The organism is Solwaraspora sp. WMMA2080 (assembly GCF_027497395.1).
Taxonomy (GTDB): Bacteria; Actinomycetota; Actinomycetes; order Mycobacteriales; family Micromonosporaceae; genus Micromonospora_E.
In genome coordinates this window covers 3,422,979-3,439,603 of sequence record NZ_CP114910.1, presented here as the reverse complement: position 1 = coordinate 3,439,603, position 16,625 = coordinate 3,422,979, and the positions used below count along the sequence as shown (strand labels likewise).

The 16,625-nt window shown below is 71.1% G+C and carries 15 protein-coding genes, 1 tRNA gene and 1 pseudogene; 12 read left to right on the top strand and 5 right to left on the bottom strand.

All coding sequences use genetic code 11. The features are described from left to right. Positions 1-19: 19 nt before the first annotated feature. A complete protein-coding gene (locus O7543_RS15640; RefSeq protein ID WP_281555416.1) occupies positions 20-625 on the bottom strand; it encodes a TetR/AcrR family transcriptional regulator in 606 nt (201 codons plus the stop codon). Between the two features lie 183 nt (positions 626-808). After that, positions 809-1,774: an acyl-CoA desaturase gene (locus tag O7543_RS15635; RefSeq protein ID WP_281553151.1), complete on the bottom strand. Its 966-nt coding sequence runs from the start codon at positions 1,772-1,774 to the stop codon at positions 809-811. A gap of 237 nt (positions 1,775-2,011) precedes the next feature. Here O7543_RS15635 and O7543_RS15630 point away from each other — a divergent pair. From O7543_RS15630 to O7543_RS15595, 8 genes are all read left to right on the top strand, one after another. Continuing rightward, a tRNA-Gln gene (locus O7543_RS15630) sits at positions 2,012-2,083 on the top strand. An 89-nt stretch (positions 2,084-2,172) separates the two neighbouring features. Beyond that, positions 2,173-3,699: a bifunctional UDP-N-acetylglucosamine diphosphorylase/glucosamine-1-phosphate N-acetyltransferase GlmU gene (glmU, locus tag O7543_RS15625; RefSeq protein ID WP_348650012.1), complete on the top strand. Its 1,527-nt coding sequence runs from the start codon at positions 2,173-2,175 to the stop codon at positions 3,697-3,699. A 64-nt stretch (positions 3,700-3,763) separates the two neighbouring features. Beyond that, positions 3,764-4,744 (top strand): ribose-phosphate diphosphokinase, encoded by a 981-nt coding sequence (locus O7543_RS15620; RefSeq protein WP_281553152.1) that lies wholly within the window; start codon positions 3,764-3,766, stop codon positions 4,742-4,744. Positions 4,745-5,069: 325 nt separating this feature from the next. Further along, entirely contained in the window at positions 5,070-5,696 is a 627-nt protein-coding gene (locus tag O7543_RS15615; protein WP_281553153.1) for a 50S ribosomal protein L25/general stress protein Ctc, read from the top strand. 75 nt (positions 5,697-5,771) lie between these two features. Beyond that, positions 5,772-6,359 (top strand): aminoacyl-tRNA hydrolase, encoded by a 588-nt coding sequence (gene pth, locus O7543_RS15610; protein ID WP_281553154.1) that lies wholly within the window; start codon positions 5,772-5,774, stop codon positions 6,357-6,359. Between the two features lie 114 nt (positions 6,360-6,473). Beyond that, the gene (locus O7543_RS15605) at positions 6,474-7,316 is read left to right on the top strand and encodes a 3'(2'),5'-bisphosphate nucleotidase CysQ (RefSeq protein ID WP_281553155.1); all 843 of its coding nucleotides are present in this window, start codon (positions 6,474-6,476) and stop codon (positions 7,314-7,316) included. 84 nt (positions 7,317-7,400) lie between these two features. Next, on the top strand, positions 7,401-8,312 hold the full coding sequence (cysD, locus tag O7543_RS15600) for a sulfate adenylyltransferase subunit CysD (RefSeq protein WP_281553156.1): 912 nt from the start codon (positions 7,401-7,403) through the stop codon (positions 8,310-8,312). Beyond that, entirely contained in the window at positions 8,312-9,601 is a 1,290-nt protein-coding gene (locus O7543_RS15595) for a GTP-binding protein (protein WP_281553157.1), read from the top strand. Before cysD ends, O7543_RS15595 begins: the two co-directional genes overlap by 1 nt. Before the next feature lie 57 nt (positions 9,602-9,658). On the opposite strand, the gene O7543_RS15590 is transcribed toward O7543_RS15595, so the two are convergent. Both O7543_RS15590 and galK read right to left on the bottom strand, forming a co-directional pair. After that, positions 9,659-10,207 carry a hypothetical protein gene (locus O7543_RS15590; RefSeq protein WP_281567122.1) on the bottom strand — a complete coding sequence of 183 codons (549 nt, stop codon included), beginning with the start codon at positions 10,205-10,207 and terminating at the stop codon, positions 9,659-9,661. A 44-nt stretch (positions 10,208-10,251) separates the two neighbouring features. After that, the gene (gene galK, locus O7543_RS15585) at positions 10,252-11,502 is read right to left on the bottom strand and encodes a galactokinase (protein WP_281553159.1); all 1,251 of its coding nucleotides are present in this window, start codon (positions 11,500-11,502) and stop codon (positions 10,252-10,254) included. Between the two features lie 170 nt (positions 11,503-11,672). Between galK and trpS the strand changes: the two genes are divergently transcribed. The 4 genes and pseudogenes from trpS (at position 11,673) to O7543_RS15565 (ending at position 14,699) form a co-directional block, all read left to right on the top strand. After that, entirely contained in the window at positions 11,673-12,698 is a 1,026-nt protein-coding gene (gene trpS, locus O7543_RS15580) for a tryptophan--tRNA ligase (RefSeq protein WP_281567121.1), read from the top strand. Between the two features lie 2 nt (positions 12,699-12,700). Then, positions 12,701-13,249: a 2'-5' RNA ligase family protein gene (locus tag O7543_RS15575; protein WP_281553161.1), complete on the top strand. Its 549-nt coding sequence runs from the start codon at positions 12,701-12,703 to the stop codon at positions 13,247-13,249. A 61-nt stretch (positions 13,250-13,310) separates the two neighbouring features. Continuing rightward, positions 13,311-14,168 (top strand): annotated as a pseudogene (locus O7543_RS15570) (YhjD/YihY/BrkB family envelope integrity protein); the annotation flags it as partial. A gap of 111 nt (positions 14,169-14,279) precedes the next feature. After that, the gene (locus tag O7543_RS15565) at positions 14,280-14,699 is read left to right on the top strand and encodes a hypothetical protein (protein ID WP_281555418.1); all 420 of its coding nucleotides are present in this window, start codon (positions 14,280-14,282) and stop codon (positions 14,697-14,699) included. Positions 14,700-14,905: 206 nt separating this feature from the next. Here the strand turns inward: O7543_RS15565 and O7543_RS15560 are convergent, their stop codons facing one another. Then, positions 14,906-16,576: a glycoside hydrolase family 13 protein gene (locus O7543_RS15560; protein WP_281555419.1), complete on the bottom strand. Its 1,671-nt coding sequence runs from the start codon at positions 16,574-16,576 to the stop codon at positions 14,906-14,908. Positions 16,577-16,625 lie beyond the last annotated feature (49 nt).

Genomic DNA, 16,625 nt, shown 5'->3' with positions numbered 1-16,625 from the left:
TACGGCCCGACCCCGGCGATCAGTGGTTGCGGCGCCGGGTCAGCAGGGTGGGTTTCGCTTCCAGGTGGGACAGGCCGTTCCAGGCCAGGTTGACCAGGTGCGCGGCGACCGTCTCCTTGCGCGGCTTGCGTACCTCCAGCCACCAGCGCCCGGTCAGCGCGACCATCCCGACCAGCGCCTGGGAGTACAGTTCGGCGAGCTTCGGGTCGTACCCCCGGCTCTTGAATTCGGCACCGAGGATGTGTTCCACCTGGTGCGCAACGTCGTTCATCACGCTGGAGAAGTTGCCGGCGGCCGACAGCAGCGGCGACTCGCGGACCAGCACCCGGAAGCCGTTCGTCTCCGCCTCGATGTAGTCCAGCAACGCCAACGCGGCCTGCTCCAACAACTCACGTGGGTGCCCGGCGGTCAGCGCGTTGGTGATCCGGTCGAGCAGGGCGCGGACCTCCCGGTCCACCACGACCGCGTACAGCCCTTCCTTGCCGCCGAAGTGCTCGTACACCACCGGCTTGGAGACCTTCGCCCGGGAGGCGACCTCCTCGATGGAAGTGGCGTCGAACCCCCGCTCGGCGAAGAGCTGCCGTCCGATGGTGATCAGCTGCTCCCGGCGTTGCGCGGCCGACATACGGACCCGGGAGTTCGATTTGGCCGGTGCCGCCGGTGGTGGTGGCGGTGCCGGTGTGCCGCCCGGTGAAGCGTCACCGTTGGTGGTTGGGTTGTCCGTCACTTGGCTCCTCCTGCCAGTGCCGGGCCACCGGGCCGGTGCCCGCACCGACCCGGTGGGTAGCCGTACCGGCTGCGGTCCGGCTCAGCCAGCCGGCTTGACCAGCTTGGCCGCGATCCGTTCCGGCTTCGGCCAGCGGACGTTGGAGACCGCACCGGTCTTCTCCAGCAGCCAGATCACCCGGGCGGAGATGTCGATCTGCCCGCGCAGTACGCCGTGCCGGGCGCAGGTCGGGTCGGCATGGTGCAGGTTGTGCCAGCTCTCGCCGAAGCTCAGGATGGCCAGCGGCCAGAAGTTCGACGCCTTGTCGCCCTGCCGCACCTCGAAGGGGCGTTCCCCGTAGACGTGGCAGACCGAGTTGATCGACCAGGTGATGTGGTGCAGCAGCGCCACCCGGACCAGGCCGGCCCAGAAGAACGCGGTCAGCGCACCCTGCCAGGACCAGGTGGCCAGGCCGCCGATCGCCGCCGGGGCGAGCATGGTGAACACGACCAGCGCCGGGAAGAGCTGGTCGATGCGGCGGATGTCCTTGTCGGCGAGCAGGTCCGGGGTGAACCGCTCCTGGTTGGTCAGGTCGCGGTGGAACAACCAGCCGACGTGGGCGTAGAGCAGGCCCTTGGTCAGCCCCCAGACGCTGGTGCCGAACCGCCACGGGGAGTGCGGGTCACCCTCGATGTCGCTGAAGGCGTGGTGGCGGCGGTGGTCGGCGACCCACTGGATCACGTTGCCCTCGATCGCCAGCGAGCCGGCGAGCGCCAGGGTGATCCGCAGCCACCGCTTCGCCTTGAACGAGCCGTGGGTGAAGTACCGGTGGAACCCGACGGTGATGCCCAGCCCGGCTACCACGTAGAAGACCAGCCCGATGATGACGTCGGTCCAGCCCAGCCAGCCGCCCCAGGCGACCGGTACGGCGGCGATCAGCGCCAGGAACGGGACGGTCACGAAGGCGCCGAGGGCGATCAGCACACCGATCGACTGTTTGCCGACGGTCAGCGGCTTGGGGGCGGGGCCGGGGTTGGTCTGTGGCGGCTCGAGTAGGGCGGTTGACATGGCACCTCGCAGCGGTGACGGTTCGACCGCGGTGCGCCGGGGCGTTCCAGCCGGTGCGGCGGCCAGCGGTGAAGAAACGGGAACTTACGCCTACGTCACCGTAACCTACGGAGCCGTAGTTTTCTACGGCCGAGTTCCCGAGCCGGGCCGGTGTGCGCGCCCGCCCGGCCCGCCCATGCCGGGCGATGGGAGTACGCCGGAATCCGCCCGGCACGCTAGGCTGTGTCCGTAGCACGATCGGCCGTGGTGTAATTGGCAACACCTCGGGTTTTGGTCCCGATATTCTAGGTTCGAGTCCTAGCGGCCGAGCTTCCCGCGACACCCAGACCGCTGGCGGTGACGCTGGGTGTCGTGCCAGGTCAAGCAGGTGTGCCGCCGCTCTGACGGGAGCATTTCTCGTGATCCAGCCCCGGTCCCGTACCGTGGTCGTCCTCGCTGCCGGCGAAGGCAAGCGGATGAAGTCGGCGCTACCCAAGGTGCTGCACCCGCTGCTCGGCCGGACCCTGGTCGGGCACGTCCTCGCCGCTGCCGCGGCCGCCGCCGCCGAGCGCACCCTGGTCGTCGTCGGACACCGCGCCGAGCAGGTCACCGCGCACCTGTCGGAGATCGCCCCGGCGGCCGTGCCGGTGCTGCAGGCCGAGCAGCACGGCACCGGGCACGCGGTCCGGCTGGCGATGGCGGCCGCGCCCGACGCCACCGGAACTGTCGTGGTGCTCAACGGCGACGTGCCGCTGCTGCGTCCGGAGACGGTCGCCGAGCTGATCGAGGCGCACGAGTCGGCCGGCGCGGCCGCCACCGTACTGACCGCCGAGGTCGCCGATCCGACCGGTCTGGGGCGGATCGTCCGCGATCCGGCCGGCGGCCTGGAGCGCATCGTCGAGGAGCGCGACGCCAGCCCGGAGCAGCGCCGGATCCGCGAGATCAACGCCGGGATCTACGCCTTCGACGCGGCCGGACTGCGCGACGCGCTCGGCAAGCTGACCACCGACAACGACCAGGGCGAGGAGTACCTGACCGACGCCGTCGGTCTGCTCGCCGCCGCCGGAGCGCCGGTCGGCGTGCACGTCGCCGCCGACGTGACCGAGACGCTGGGCTGCAACGACCGGGTGGAGCTGGCCCGGTTGCGCCGGCTGCTCGCCGACCGGGTCAACGAGGGCTGGATGCGCGCCGGGGTGAGCATCCTCGACCCGGCCACCACCTGGATCGACGTGACGGTGCACCTGGAACGCGACGCCGTCGTCGAGCAGAACACCCAGCTGTACGGCACCAGCACGGTCGGAGCCGAGGCCATCGTCGGGCCGGACGTCACATTGATCGACACCGCAGTCGGTGCGGGCGCGACCGTGCTGCGCTCGCACGCCGTGCAGGCCCGGATCGGCGTCGGCGCGAGCGTCGGCCCGTACGCCTATCTGCGCCCGGACGCCCAGCTCGACGAGCGGGCCAAGGTCGGCACCTTCGTCGAGGTGAAGAAGTCGCAGATCGGCGCGGGCGCCAAGGTGCCGCATCTGAGCTACGTCGGGGACGCCACGATCGGCGCCCGGGCCAACATCGGCGCGGCGACGATCTTCGTCAACTACGACGGGGTGCACAAGAGTCACACCACGGTGGGGGAGTCCGCCTTCGTCGGCTGTGACAGCAGCCTGATCGCCCCGGTCGAGATCGGCGCCGGTGCCTACGTCGGGGCGGGCAGCGTGGTGAACCGGGACGTGCCGCCCGGCGCGCTCGCCGTCACCCGGGCCCAGCAGCGCACGGTCGACGGCTGGGTGCAGTCCCGCCGGCCGGGCACCGCCGCCGCGGCGGCGGCGGAGCGCGCCGGGGCCGGTACGGCCGGTGCCGGGAATGGGCAGGTCGGGGCCGGCAACGGTGAAGCGGCCCACCATCACGGTGCCGGCGACCCGGTTCCGGGAGATACTGCGACTGACTAGTCCAGCGGCGTACGGCCCAGCCAGGTCGGCGTCCGCAACCACCCTGACGGGAGCAGACGTCTCGATGGGCAGCATCGTCGCCGAGAACCGCAAGAGCCTGATGCTTTTCACCGGCCGGGGTTTCCCCGAGCTCGCCGAGGAGATCGGTGAAGTGCTCGGCATCGCACCCACCCCGTCCGACTCGTACGAGTTCTCCAACGGTGAGATCTTCGTCCGGTTCAAGGAGTCGGTCCGCGGCTCGGACGCGTTCGTCGTCCAGTCGGTCACCCACGGCGTCAACCGCTGGGTGATGGAGACCCTGATCATGATCGACGCGCTGAAACGTGGCTCGGCCAAGCGGATCACCGTGGTGCTGCCGTTCTACCCGTACTCGCGTCAGGACAAGAAGCACCGCGGCCGGGAGCCGATCTCCGCCCGGCTGATCGCCGACCTGCTGCGCACCGCCGGTGCGGACCGGATCCTCACCGTCGATCTGCACACCGCACAGATCCAGGGCTTCTTCGACGGCCCGGTCGACCACCTCTTCGCGATGGACATCCTGGCCGGCTACGTCGAGAGCCGGTTCGCCGGGCGGCCGATGACCGTGGTCGCGCCGGACTCCGGCCGGGTCCGGGTGGCCGAGCGCTGGACCGACCGGCTCGGCGGCTGCCCGCTGGCCTTCATCCACAAGACCCGGGACCCGCTCAAGCCGAACCAGGTAGTGGCGAACCGGGTGGTCGGTGACGTCGAGGGCCGGGTCTGCCTGATCGTCGACGACATGATCGACACCGGTGGGACGATCACCAAGGCGGCGGAGATCCTCTACGACGCGGGTGCGTCGGACATCGCGGTCGCGGCCACCCACGCGTTGCTGTCCGACCCGGCCACCGAGCGGTTGAAGAACAGCCGGATCAGCGAGGTGGTGGTGACCAACACCCTGCCACTGCCGGCGGAGAAACAATTGGACAAGCTCACCGTACTGTCCATCGCGCCGCTGTTGGCCCGGGCGATCCGCGAAGTCTTCGACGACGGCTCGGTGACGACGCTGTTCGGCGGGCTGAGCTGATCTACGGCCCGCGCCCGCGCGGGCTGAGCTGATCTACGGCCCGCGCCCGCGCGGGAAGATCCGCCCACACAAGGGGTACTGCCTGAACCAGTTCACCAGCCTCGGGTAGACTGGTGCGGTTGCCACGGCGAGGGTGCCCTGCGGGCCGCTGCTGACGAAGCGCTGCCGCCCGGAAGCACCGTGATCGACGCGGTGCTCCGGGCACTGCCCAGTTGGACGAGCGCCCAGCGTGCCCCTTCGCCCGGCACCGCCGACATCGCATCCGTCTCCCCGGAGCCGGATCAGGTTCCCCCGCACGCACTGCCGAAACTCCAGGAGTACTCCCGTGTCCGAGGTAAAGATCAGCGCCGAGCCCCGCACCGAGTTCGGTAAGGGTGGTGCCCGCCGTACCCGCCGGGCCGGCAAGGTGCCCGCCGTGCTGTACGGCCACGGCGAGAAGCCCAAGCACATCGCGTTGCCCGCCCGTGAGTTCGCCGCCGCGATCCGGCACGGCGGCGCCAACCAGCTGTTCGCCATCGACATTACCGATGGCACCCAGGCGCTGGCGCTGACCAAGGCGATCCAGCGTGACCCGGTCAAGGACACCTTCGAGCACGTCGACCTGCTGCTGGTCCGCCGGGGCGAGAAGGTCACCGTGGACATCCCGGTGCAGCTGGTCGGCGAGCCGGCCAAGGGCACCCTGGTGATGCACGAGCACGACACGCTGTCGGTCAGCGCCGAGGCGACCCGGGTGCCGGAGTCGCTGGAGGTGTCGATCGAGGGTCTGGAGCCGGGCTCGCACGCCACCGCCGGCGACGTCCAGCTGCCGGGCGGGGTCGAGCTGACCGTCGACCCGGCGACCGTGCTCGTGGTGGTCTCCGCCGCGCCGAGCGCCGCCCAGCTCGACACGGAGACCGGCGAGGAGGCAGCCGAGGAGTCCGTCGCCGAGGGCGCCGCCGAGCAGCCGGTCTGACCTGCCGTTCGACGATCCGGGCGTCCCGCTGCCGGCCCTGCCGCAGCGGTGACGCCTTGATCCGTTTCAGGAGGTGTGGTGGAGACGGCACCGTGGCTGGTCGTGGGGCTGGGCAACCCGGGCCGGGAGTACGCCCGCAACCGGCACAACGTCGGGTTCATGGTCGCGGACCTGCTCGCCGGTCGGCTGGGCGTGCGGTTGAGCCGGCACCGTAGGGCGGCGGCCGAGTCCGGCGAGGGGCGGCTCGGCCTGGGCGGGCCGAAGCTGGTGCTGGCGAAGCCGCTGACGTACATGAACCTTTCCGGTGGCCCGGTGGCCGCGTTGGCGAAGTTCTACAAGGTGCCGGTCGAGCAGATCGTCACGGTGCACGACGAGCTGGACATCGACTACGGTCGACTGCGGGTGAAGCAGGGCGGTGGAGAGGGTGGCCACAACGGGTTGCGCTCCATGTCCCGGTCGCTCGGCAGCAAGGAGTACCTGCGGGTCAGGTTCGGGATCGGGCGTCCGCCCGGTCGACAGGATCCAGCAGATTATGTTTTGTCAGATTTCTCGACAACTGAACGCAAGGAACTCGACTTTCTCGTCGATCGGGCCGCTGACCTGGTGGAAGCGGTGGTCGTCCGAGGGCTCGAGTGGGCCCAGAACACGTACCACAGCACCTGAGAGGCGGCTGTGGCGTTACGTCTGGGACAGCTGGATCGTGAACCGGGCAGAACACCGCCCGTGGATTCCGGGTGGACGGCCCGGTTTCCGCCGGGCAGGTAGGAGAGGAGCCAGATGAGCACGCCGCCGGTAACCGATGCCGCATTCGCCCGATGGCTCGCCGGGCGCGCCGGCGAGTCGCTGCTCCAGGTCCGTGAGGAGCTGGGGTACGCCGACCCGACCGCGCTCAAGGCGGCCGGTGACAAGGTCTCCCACGACCTGCTCCGTACCGAACTGGCCCGCTGGCGGCCGGCGGACGCGGTGCTGTCGGAGGAGGACGACGGCGCCCGCCAGGCGCTGCCGGACCCGGACGCCGAGACCTCGACGGACGCCGGGCCGTCCCGGCTCACCGCCGACCGGGTGTGGATCATCGACCCGCTCGACGGCACCCGGGAGTTCTCCGAGGAGGGCCGCGCCGACTGGGCGGTGCACGTGGCGCTCTGGTCCCGCAGCGGCTCCACCCCGCACCGGCTGGTCGCCGGCGCGGTGGGCCTGCCCGCCCAGCACCGCACGATCAGCACCGAGCACCCGCCGCCGTACCCGCCGATGCCGGCGGCGGCGTCGGCCGGCGGCGCGATCCGGCTGGCCGCCAGCCGCAGCCGGCCACCCGCCTTCGTCACCGCGCTCGCCGAGCAGCTCGGTGCCGAGCTGGTGCCGATGGGCTCGGCCGGCGCCAAGATCGCCGCGGTGATCGCCGGCGACGCCGACGCCTACGTGCACGCCGGCGGCCAGTACGAGTGGGACTCGGCCGCGCCGGTCGCCGTGGCGACCGCCACCGGTCTGCACGCTTCCCGGATCGACGGATCCGCGCTGCAATACAACGAGGCCAACCCGCGGCTGCCAGATTTGGTGGTCTGCCGACGAGATCTTGCCAGCAAACTGCTCGCAGCGTTGCGACAGCATCTGCAGGTATCCTGACCCTCTATCTCCAGCTTGCCAACCGGAAAGGTCTGGTATTCGGATGACCAAGCTTCGGATGACCCACAACCAGGGGTGGGTGTGATGACCAACGCGACCGCGTACCGCGTCTCCCACCTCGACGCGCTGGAGGCGGAGAGCATCTTCGTCATGCGCGAGGTCGTCGCCGAGCTGGAGCGGCCGGTGCTGCTCTTCTCCGGCGGCAAGGACTCGATCGTCATGCTGCGGCTGGCGCAGAAGGCGTTCGCCCCGGCCCGGATCCCGTTCCCGGTGATGCACGTCGACACCGGGCACAACTTCCAAGAGGTGCTCGACTACCGCGACCGCCGGGTCGACGAACTCGGCCTGCAGCTGGTCGTCGCCAGCGTGCCGGAAGCCCTCGAGTCGGGGCTGGTCCACGAGTCGCCGGACGGGATGCGCAACCGCATCCAGACCCCGGTGCTGCTGGCTGCGGTCGAGAAGTACCGGTTCGACGCCCTGTTCGGCGGGGCCCGCCGGGACGAGGAGAAGGCCCGGGCCAAGGAGCGGGTCTTCTCGTTCCGCGACGAGTTCGGCCAGTGGGACCCGAAGAACCAGCGCCCCGAGCTGTGGTCGCTGTACAACGGCCGGCACCACCCGGGCGAGTCGATCCGGGTCTTCCCGCTGTCCAACTGGACCGAGCTGGACGTCTGGCACTACATCGCCCGGGAGCGGATCGAGCTGCCGCCGATCTACTTTGCCCACGAGCGCGAGGTGATCGAGCGCGACGGCATGCTGTACGCCGTCAACGAGTTCATCCAGCCCCGCTCCGGCGAGACGTCGTTCATCGAGCAGGTGCGCTACCGCACCGTCGGCGACGCCTCCTGCACGGCGGCGGTCCGCTCCCCGGCGGACACCGTCGAGAAGGTGATCGACGAGGTCGCCGCGACCCGGATCACCGAGCGCGGGGCCACCCGGGGCGACGACCGGGTCAGTGAGGCCGCCATGGAAGACCGCAAGCGGGAGGGCTACTTCTGATGACGGTGACGGCTGACGCCCCCACCACCCGGGCCATGGACCTGCTGCGGTTCGCCACCGCCGGCAGCGTCGACGACGGCAAGTCGACCCTGATCGGTCGGCTGCTCTACGACACCAAGTCGCTCTTCACCGACCAGCTGGAAGCGGTCGAGGCGGTCAGCGCGGCCCGGGGCGACGAGTACACCAACCTGGCGCTGCTCACCGACGGCCTGCGCGCCGAGCGGGAGCAGGGCATCACCATCGACGTGGCGTACCGCTACTTCGCCACCCCCCGGCGCAAGTTCATCATCGCCGACACCCCCGGGCACACCCAGTACACCCGCAACATGGTCACCGGTGCCTCCACCGCCGATCTGGCGCTGATCCTGGTCGACGCCCGCAAGGGCCTGGTCGAGCAGTCCCGCCGACACGCGTTCCTCTGCTCGTTGCTGCGGGTGCCGCACCTGGTGCTCTGCGTCAACAAGATGGACCTGGTCGACTGGGACCAGTCGGTCTACGAGACGATCGCCGACGAGTTCACCACCTTTGCCGCCAAGCTCGAGGTGCCCGACCTGTCGGTCATCCCGATCTCGGCGTTGAACGGCGACAACATCGCCACCCGCTCCGAGCGCAGCCCCTGGTACGAAGGCCCGTCGCTGCTGCACCACCTGGAGCATGTGCACATCGCCTCCGACCGCAACCTGGTCGACGTGCGGTTCCCGGTGCAGTACGTGATCCGGCCGCAGTCGACCACCGTCACCGACTACCGTGGCTACGCCGGCCAGGTCGCATCCGGGGTGCTCAAGCCCGGCGACGAGGTGATGGTGCTGCCGTCCGGGCTGACCAGCACGATTGCCAGCATCGAGACGGCCGACGGCCCGGTCGACGAGGCGTTCCCGCCGATGTCGGTGACCGTGCGACTCACCGACGAGCTGGACATTTCCCGGGGCGACCTGATCTGCCGGCCGCACAACGCGCCCACCCCGGCGCAGGACGTCGAGGCGATGATCTGCTGGATGGACGAGACGCGGCCGCTGCAGGTGGGCGGCAAGTACGCCATCAAGCACACCACCCGCAGCGCCCGCGCCGTGGTCCGTGGCGTGCAGTACCGGCTGGACGTCAACACGTTGCACCGTGACGAGTCGGCCAGCCAGCTCGGCCTCAACGACATCGGCCGGGTCACCTTCCGGAGCACGGTCCCGCTGCTCACCGACGAGTACCGGCGTAACCGGACCACCGGCGGTTTCATCCTGATCGACGAGTCGACGAACCGGACCGCCGCCGCCGGCATGATCATCGAAGCCGGCTGACCCTGGGCTGACGGGTCGGGTCCGCTGTCACTGGCGGGCCCGACCCTGCGGCTGAGTTCACCAGCGTCCGTAGACCGGGGCCCGGCCGGCGGCCAGCGCGCCGAGCGCGGCAACGATCTGGGTGCTGCCGCAGTCCAGCAGCATGGTCGGCACCATCAGCCGGGCACCCGGCGGCACCGCCGGGTGCGGCGTCTGCGCGTCGATGAAGATCAGGTCCTCGATTCCGGTCCGGCGGACCTGCACCGCCGACACCGCGTCCCACGGCAGCCAGACCGGGTTGGCGCGGAAACTGCCGTTCGCCACCCAGACCCCGGTCCGGTCGGCGGCCAGCACCGGGCCACGGCCGGTGAACCGGCCGTGCCACATGGTCACCGTCGCGGCCAGCAACCCGCCGAGCAGCAGCACCGGCAGGCCGGCCAGCGCCATCGTCGCCGGTCGGCCGACCGCCGCCTCCCTCGCGACCAGGTACGCCACCCCGCCGAGCAGCCCACCGGCCAGCAACCAGCAGACGGCGGCCAGCCCGCCGGCCCAGATCAGGAACCGGCGTCCGTCGATCCGGACCAGGAACGGGGTGTCCTCCGCCGGCCGGTCGGTCATCTCCTGCACCACGGGCACCTCCGCCGCCGCTGGTCTAATGTGTCGCGGCGAGGTTAGTGGATCCGTTCGGCTCCCGCGCAGGGCAGGGCGGTGAAGAATGTCGGCGGCGGGAAACCGTGGCCGGCGTACGCCGCGCCCACTGTGGCCGCGACCCGGTCGGCGGCATCCGCATCGACCAGCGCCAACACGCAACCACCGAAGCCGCCGCCGGTCATCCGGGCACCGTACGCGCCGCCGGCCAGCGCTGCGGTCACCGCGACGTCCACCTCCGGGACGGTGATCTCGAAGTCGTCACGCATCGACGCGTGCGAGGCGGTCAGCAGTGGACCGATCTCCCGGATCCGGCCGGACCGCAGCAGCGTCACCGTCTCACGGACCCGGTGGTTCTCGGTGACCACGTGCCGGACCCGGCGGCGCGTCGGGTCGTCCGGCAGCCGGTCCAGGGCGGCCGGCAGGTCGTCGGCCGGAACGTCGCGCAGTGCCGGTACGCCGAGCAGCCGGGCCGCCCGCTCGCAGGCGCCCCGCCGGGCGGCGTACTCACCGGAGACGTGCCGGTGCGGGGCCCGGGTGTCGATCACCAGGACGGCCAGCCCGGCTTCGGCCAGGTCGAACGGGACGTGCTCGACGTCGAGCGACCGGCAGTCCAGGAACAGTGCGTGCCCGGCCCGGCAACGGATCGACGCCGACTGGTCCATGATCCCGCAGGGCACGCCGGCGTAGCCGTTCTCCGCCCGCTGGGCCAGCGCCGGCCGCCGGTCCACCGGCAGCCGGTCGGTGCCGATGCCGCCGAGGTCGGTCAGGGCGGTCAGCACTGCGGCCTCCAGTGCCGCCGACGACGACAGGCCGGCGCCGAGCGGTACGTCGGACGCGATGGCCAACCGGGCGGCCGGTACGGGGTATCCGGCGTCGCGCAGCGCCCACACGACGCCGGCGACGTAGCCGCCCCAGCCGTCGACCGCGCCGGGCCGGTCCGCGTCGGCGACGCCGAACGCGATCTCCTCGCCGGACTGCTCCGACCAGACGGTCCAGCCGGGCTCTGCCTCTCCGGCTGGCTCTGCCGGACCGGCCTCTACGGCTGCCTCTGCCGGACCGGCCGCGACGACGGTGCGGTGCGGTAGGGCGAACGGCAGCACGAAGCCGTCGTTGTAGTCGGTGTGTTCGCCGATCAGGTTGACCCGTCCGGGTGCCGCCCACACGCCGGCCGGCGGTACGCCGTACCGCTGCTGGAAGCCGTCGTGGGCGCGGCGGGTGACCGGCTCCGCGTCGCTGCCGCGTGCGCCGCCGTCGGCTACCGGGAGTGTCACTTGTCGATGTCCCTTCACGGCGCCGGTCGTCCGGAGAAGATTCCATCACACCCGGCCAGGAATCAACAGTGGTGACGGGTAAATCCAACAGAGTCGAACATTGCCGACCGGCGGCGGCCGGTCGGATACCGGCGAGACATCGATCCACCGGTGCTGTCAGAATTGTCGACATGTCCGAGCCCGCCTCCCGCCCCCGGGTGCTCTCCGGCATCCAGCCCACCGCCGACTCGTTCCACCTCGGCAACTACCTCGGCGCGGTGCGCAACTGGGTGGCGATGCAGGACAGCCACGACACCTTCTACTGCGTGGTCGACCTGCACGCGATCACCGCCGGCCACGACCCGCAGGTGCTGCGCCAGCGGACCCGGGTGGCCGCCGCCCAGCTGCTCGCCGCCGGTCTCGACCCGGGCCGGTGCACCCTGTTCGTCCAGTCCCAGGTGCCGCAGCACGCCCAGCTTGCCTGGGTGATGGGCTGCATCACCGGGTTCGGCGAGGCGAGCCGGATGACCCAGTTCAAGGACAAGTCCGCCAAGCAGGGCGCCGAGCGGGCCAGCGTCGGGCTGTTCACCTACCCGGTGCTGCAGGCCGCCGACATCCTGCTCTACCAGGCCGACGCGGTCCCGGTCGGCGAGGACCAGCGGCAGCACCTGGAACTCACCCGGGACCTGGCGCAGCGGTTCAACACCCGGTTCGGCGCCACCTTCACCGTGCCGGCCCCGTACATCGTGCGGGACACTGCCAAGATCGTCGACCTGCAGGACCCGACCGCCAAGATGTCCAAGTCGTCGTCCTCCCCGGCCGGCATCATCGACCTGCTGGACGATCCGGCGAAATCGGCCAAGAAGATCCGCTCGGCGGTCACCGACACCGGCCGCGAGATCATCTACGATCCGGAGAGCAAGCCCGGCATCAGCAACCTGCTCACCATCTACGCCGCGCTCAGCGGCCGGACGCTCGACGAGCTGACCGCCGCGTACCAGGGCAAGGGCTACGGTGACCTGAAGAAGGACCTGGCGGAGGTGGTGGTGGAGTTCGTCCGGCCGATCCAGGAGCGCACCCGCGGCTACCTCGACGACCCGGCCCAGCTGGACAAGGTGCTGGCGATCGGCGCGGGTAAGGCCGAGGCGGTGGCGGCCGCGACGCTCGCCGCCGTGTACGACCGGGTCGGCTTCCTGGCACCCGCGGGGACTGTCTGACAGTGTCCGTCATCGGCGCGCGACCAGCTCCCGGTCAGGTGCGGATCGGCGTCGCCATCGACATCCCGCAGCCCTGGGGCGAAGAGCTGACCCGTCGCCGGGCCGAGGCCGGCGACCCGGCCGCCGAGTACGTGCCCGCGCACATCACCCTGCTCGGCCCGACCGACATCGTCGAAGATCAGTTGGCCGAGGTGGAGGCGCACCTGGCGGCGGTGGCTGCCGCGCACCCGCCGTACCCGCTGCACCTGCGCGGAACCGGGACGTTCCGGCCGATCACCGAGGTGGTCTTCGTCGCGGTGGCGGCGGGGATCAGCGAGTGCGAGCTGCTGGCCTCGGCAATCGGCACCGCCGACCAGCTCGTCCGGGAAAGCCGCTTCGCGTACCACCCGCACGTGACCGTCGCCCAGGACGTGCCAACCGATGCGATGGACAAGGTCTACGACGACCTGGCAGGCTTCGAGGCACAGTTCGAGGTCGACTCGTTCACGCTCTTCTCGCACAGCGGTGAGGGGCGGTGGCGGCCGCACCGGGACTTCCCGCTCGGCGGCTGACCGCTCGCGGTGCCCGCCCGGCTGACCACCTGACGCTGCCCCGATGCACCAGGATGACGGGGTGAACGTATTCGACCGGGCCTGGTCCGGCACCCAGCGGGCCCTGGACCGGTCCCGGCGGCGGTACCCGCGCCTGAACCACCTCTGGCGGGCGGTCGAACGCTACAACCAGGTGCTGGGCGGGCGGCTGGCCGCCGCGATCGCGTACTACGGGTTCTTCGCCGTCTTCGCCCTCGGTCTGGTCGCGTACTGGGTGTTCGGCGCCCTGGTGGAGGCCAACGCCGAGGTCAGCGCGGCGGTCGCCGACTTCCTGCTGCAGAACCTGCCGTTCCTGGACCTGGACCAGATTCAACGCAACAGTGGCCAGGTCGGTGTCGTCGGCCTGGTGCTGCTCGGGTTGACCGGCATCGGCTGGGTGGAGGCGATCCGCTCCTCGCAGCGGTTGGTCTACCAGCTCGACCAGCAGCCCGGCTTCTTCGGCGTACGGCAGGTCGTCGACCTGGCCGTACTCGTCGGGGTGTTCCTGCTGATCGGCGTTTCGGTCGGCGCGGTCGACGCGCTGCGGTCGCTGCTGGGTTGGCTGCTCGGCGAGAGCTCGGTCGCCGCGGCCGTCGCGAGCGTGCTGCTCGCCTTCGTGATCAACCTGGTGCTCGCCGCGGCGCTGCTGGTCGCGGTGCCCCGGCTGCGGATGTCCGCCCGGCGGCTGGTCGCCCCGATTGTCGTGGTGGCGTTCGGGCTGACCGTGTTGAACACCGCCGGGCGGTTCTACGTCGGCAGGTTCGAGCGCAATCCCGCGTACACCGTGGTGGCCGGCGCGGTCGGGTTGCTGATCTATCTCTACCTGCTCAACCAGCTGCTGCTGTTCGGCGCGGCGCTGGCCGCGACCAGCCGGCACGGCCGGGTGGTCGACCTGACCGCCCGGCGGACAGCCGGGCGTACGCCCCGCCGGACAGCCGGAACGGCACCGTCAAAAGCAGTAAAAGCGGCAAAAGCCGCCGACGGTCTCCGGTGTACGACGATGATCGGTCAGGTGGGGGCACTAGTCACGCTTGAGCTGCCGGACGACTCACCGGCGCACACGATGCCGTGGATCATCACCTTCGGGCCGCTCGGCGACCAGGACGGCGAGTGGGAACCGGTGGTGTGCGGGCCGTACGAACGGGCGCACGCGCTGGCCCTGGCCGAGACGGTGGTCGCCGACGAGGAGCTGATGGCGGTGGTCGAGCCGCTGCTGACCCTGGTCACCGTCGAGGAGATCCGCGGCGAGCTGGCCGCCGCTCAGGCCTCCGCCGACGAGGACGTCGCCGAGTACGACGACTTCGAGGATCTGGTCGGCGGCAACGACGCCGAGCCGCAGGAGCGTCACGTCGAGCCGTCGCCGCCGCCGTCACCGGACGAGGTACGCGCCGGCATGGCCCGCATCGCCAACATGCTGACCGCCGGGAGCTGACCATCAGTGGTGGTGCCCCGGGACCATTCCTGGTCCCGGGGCACCGTCACCACCTTCGCCCCCCCACCACAAGGGGTCCTTGCCCAGCCGCCCGGCGGCACTTCCGGCTCGACGAACGACCGGTGTTTCCTGCTCCGAGCCATACCCGGCGCCGGGCCGTCGTAAACCTGGCCGCCCCCTGCCAGCCGGCCGGGGCGAAACGGGCGTCAGGCCGGCTGGAACCAGGCGGCGGCGTCGACCGGCAGCAGTCGGCGACCGGGCGGTCCGTCCAACGGCGCGCTGGTGATCAGCGGTACGCCGTACCCGTCGACCGGCACCGGCGCACCGCTGAGGTTGACCACGCAGACCAGCGCCTCCGCGCCGCCGTCCGTGTCGGTCCCGCCGTCGTCACCGCGTAGGAACGCCAGCACGCCCGGCCCGGCCTCCAGCCAGGACAGCCCGGTGCCGTCGCCGGCCGGGGCGTCGCGCAGCGCCGGATGCTCGGCCCGGACCGCCAGGGCCCGCCGGTACAGCTCCAACGTCGAGGACCCGTCGCCGGTCTGGGCCTGTGCGGTCAGCGGCGCCCAGTCGGCCGGGGCCGGCAGCCACGACGCCGTCGACCCGGCCGGCCCGAAGCCGTACGGCGGGGTGTCGCCGCTCCACGGCAGCGGCACCCGGCAGCCGTCGCGGCTGTGCCCGGTGCGGCCGAACGCCGGGTCCTGCCGCAGATGGTCGGGCAGGTCCAGGACCTCCGGCAGGCCCAGCTCCTCACCCTGGTAGAGGTAGGTGCTGCCGGGCAGGGCGAACATCAGCAGCGCGGCGGCGCGGGCCCGGCGCAGCCCGACCTCGCCGTCGCCGTACCGGGTGACGTGCCGCTGCTTGTCGTGGTTGGACAGCACCCAGGTGGTCGGCGCGCCGACGATCGCCGCTTCGGCGAGCGCGGTGTCGATCACCTTGTGGAACGAGTCGGCCGACCAGGTGGCGTCGAGGAAGTCGAAGTTGAACGCCTGGTGCAGCTCGTCCGGGCCGATGTAGCGGGCGAGCCGCTGCGGGGTCTCCGCCCACGCTTCGGCGATCGCCATCCGCCCGCCGGGGTAGCTGTCCAGGACCGGTCGCCAGGCGCGGTAGATGTCGTGCACCTCGTCCTGGTCGAAGTAGGGCAGCCGGCCCTTGCCGAGCAGTTCGATCTGCCGGCGTCCGGTGGTGGCCGAGGTCCAGCCGATGTCCGGCAGCCCGTCGGCCTTGATCATCCCGTGGGCGACGTCGATGCGGAACCCGTCGACGCCCCGGTCCAGCCAGAACCGCAGGATCTGCTCGAACTCGGCGCGCACCTCGGGGTGGCGCCAGTTGAGGTCGGGCTGGGCCGGGTCGAACAGGTGCAGGTACCACTGGCCGTCGGGCAGGCGGGTCCAGGCCGGCCCGCCGAAGATCGACTCCCAGTCGTTCGGCGGCTCTTCGCCATTGTCGCCACGGCCGTCGCGGAACATGTACCGGTCCCGCTCCGCCGACCCGGGCGCGGCGGCGAGCGCCGCGACGAACCACGGGTGTACGTCGGAGGTGTGGTTCGGCACGATGTCGACGATGATCCGCAGGCCGAGCGCGTGCGCGTCGGTGATCATCTCGTCGAAGTCGGTGAGGTCGCCGAACATCGGGTCGACCTCGCGGTAGTCGGCGACGTCGTAGCCGCCGTCGACCATCGGGGAGCGGTAGAACGGCGTCAGCCAGAGCGCGTCGACGCCGAGGTCGCGCAGGTACGGCAGGCGGCTGCGGATGCCCTGCAGGTCACCGATGCCGTCGCCGTCGGAGTCGGCGAAGCTGCGCACGTACACCTGGTAGACGGCGGCGGTCCGCCACCAGTCGTCGCGGGCGGTGCGGGGCGCGGCCTGGGCAGGATCGATCGTCACGGGTTCCCCGTCCTGTCGGTGCGTTGCTGGCTCTGCTCCGAGC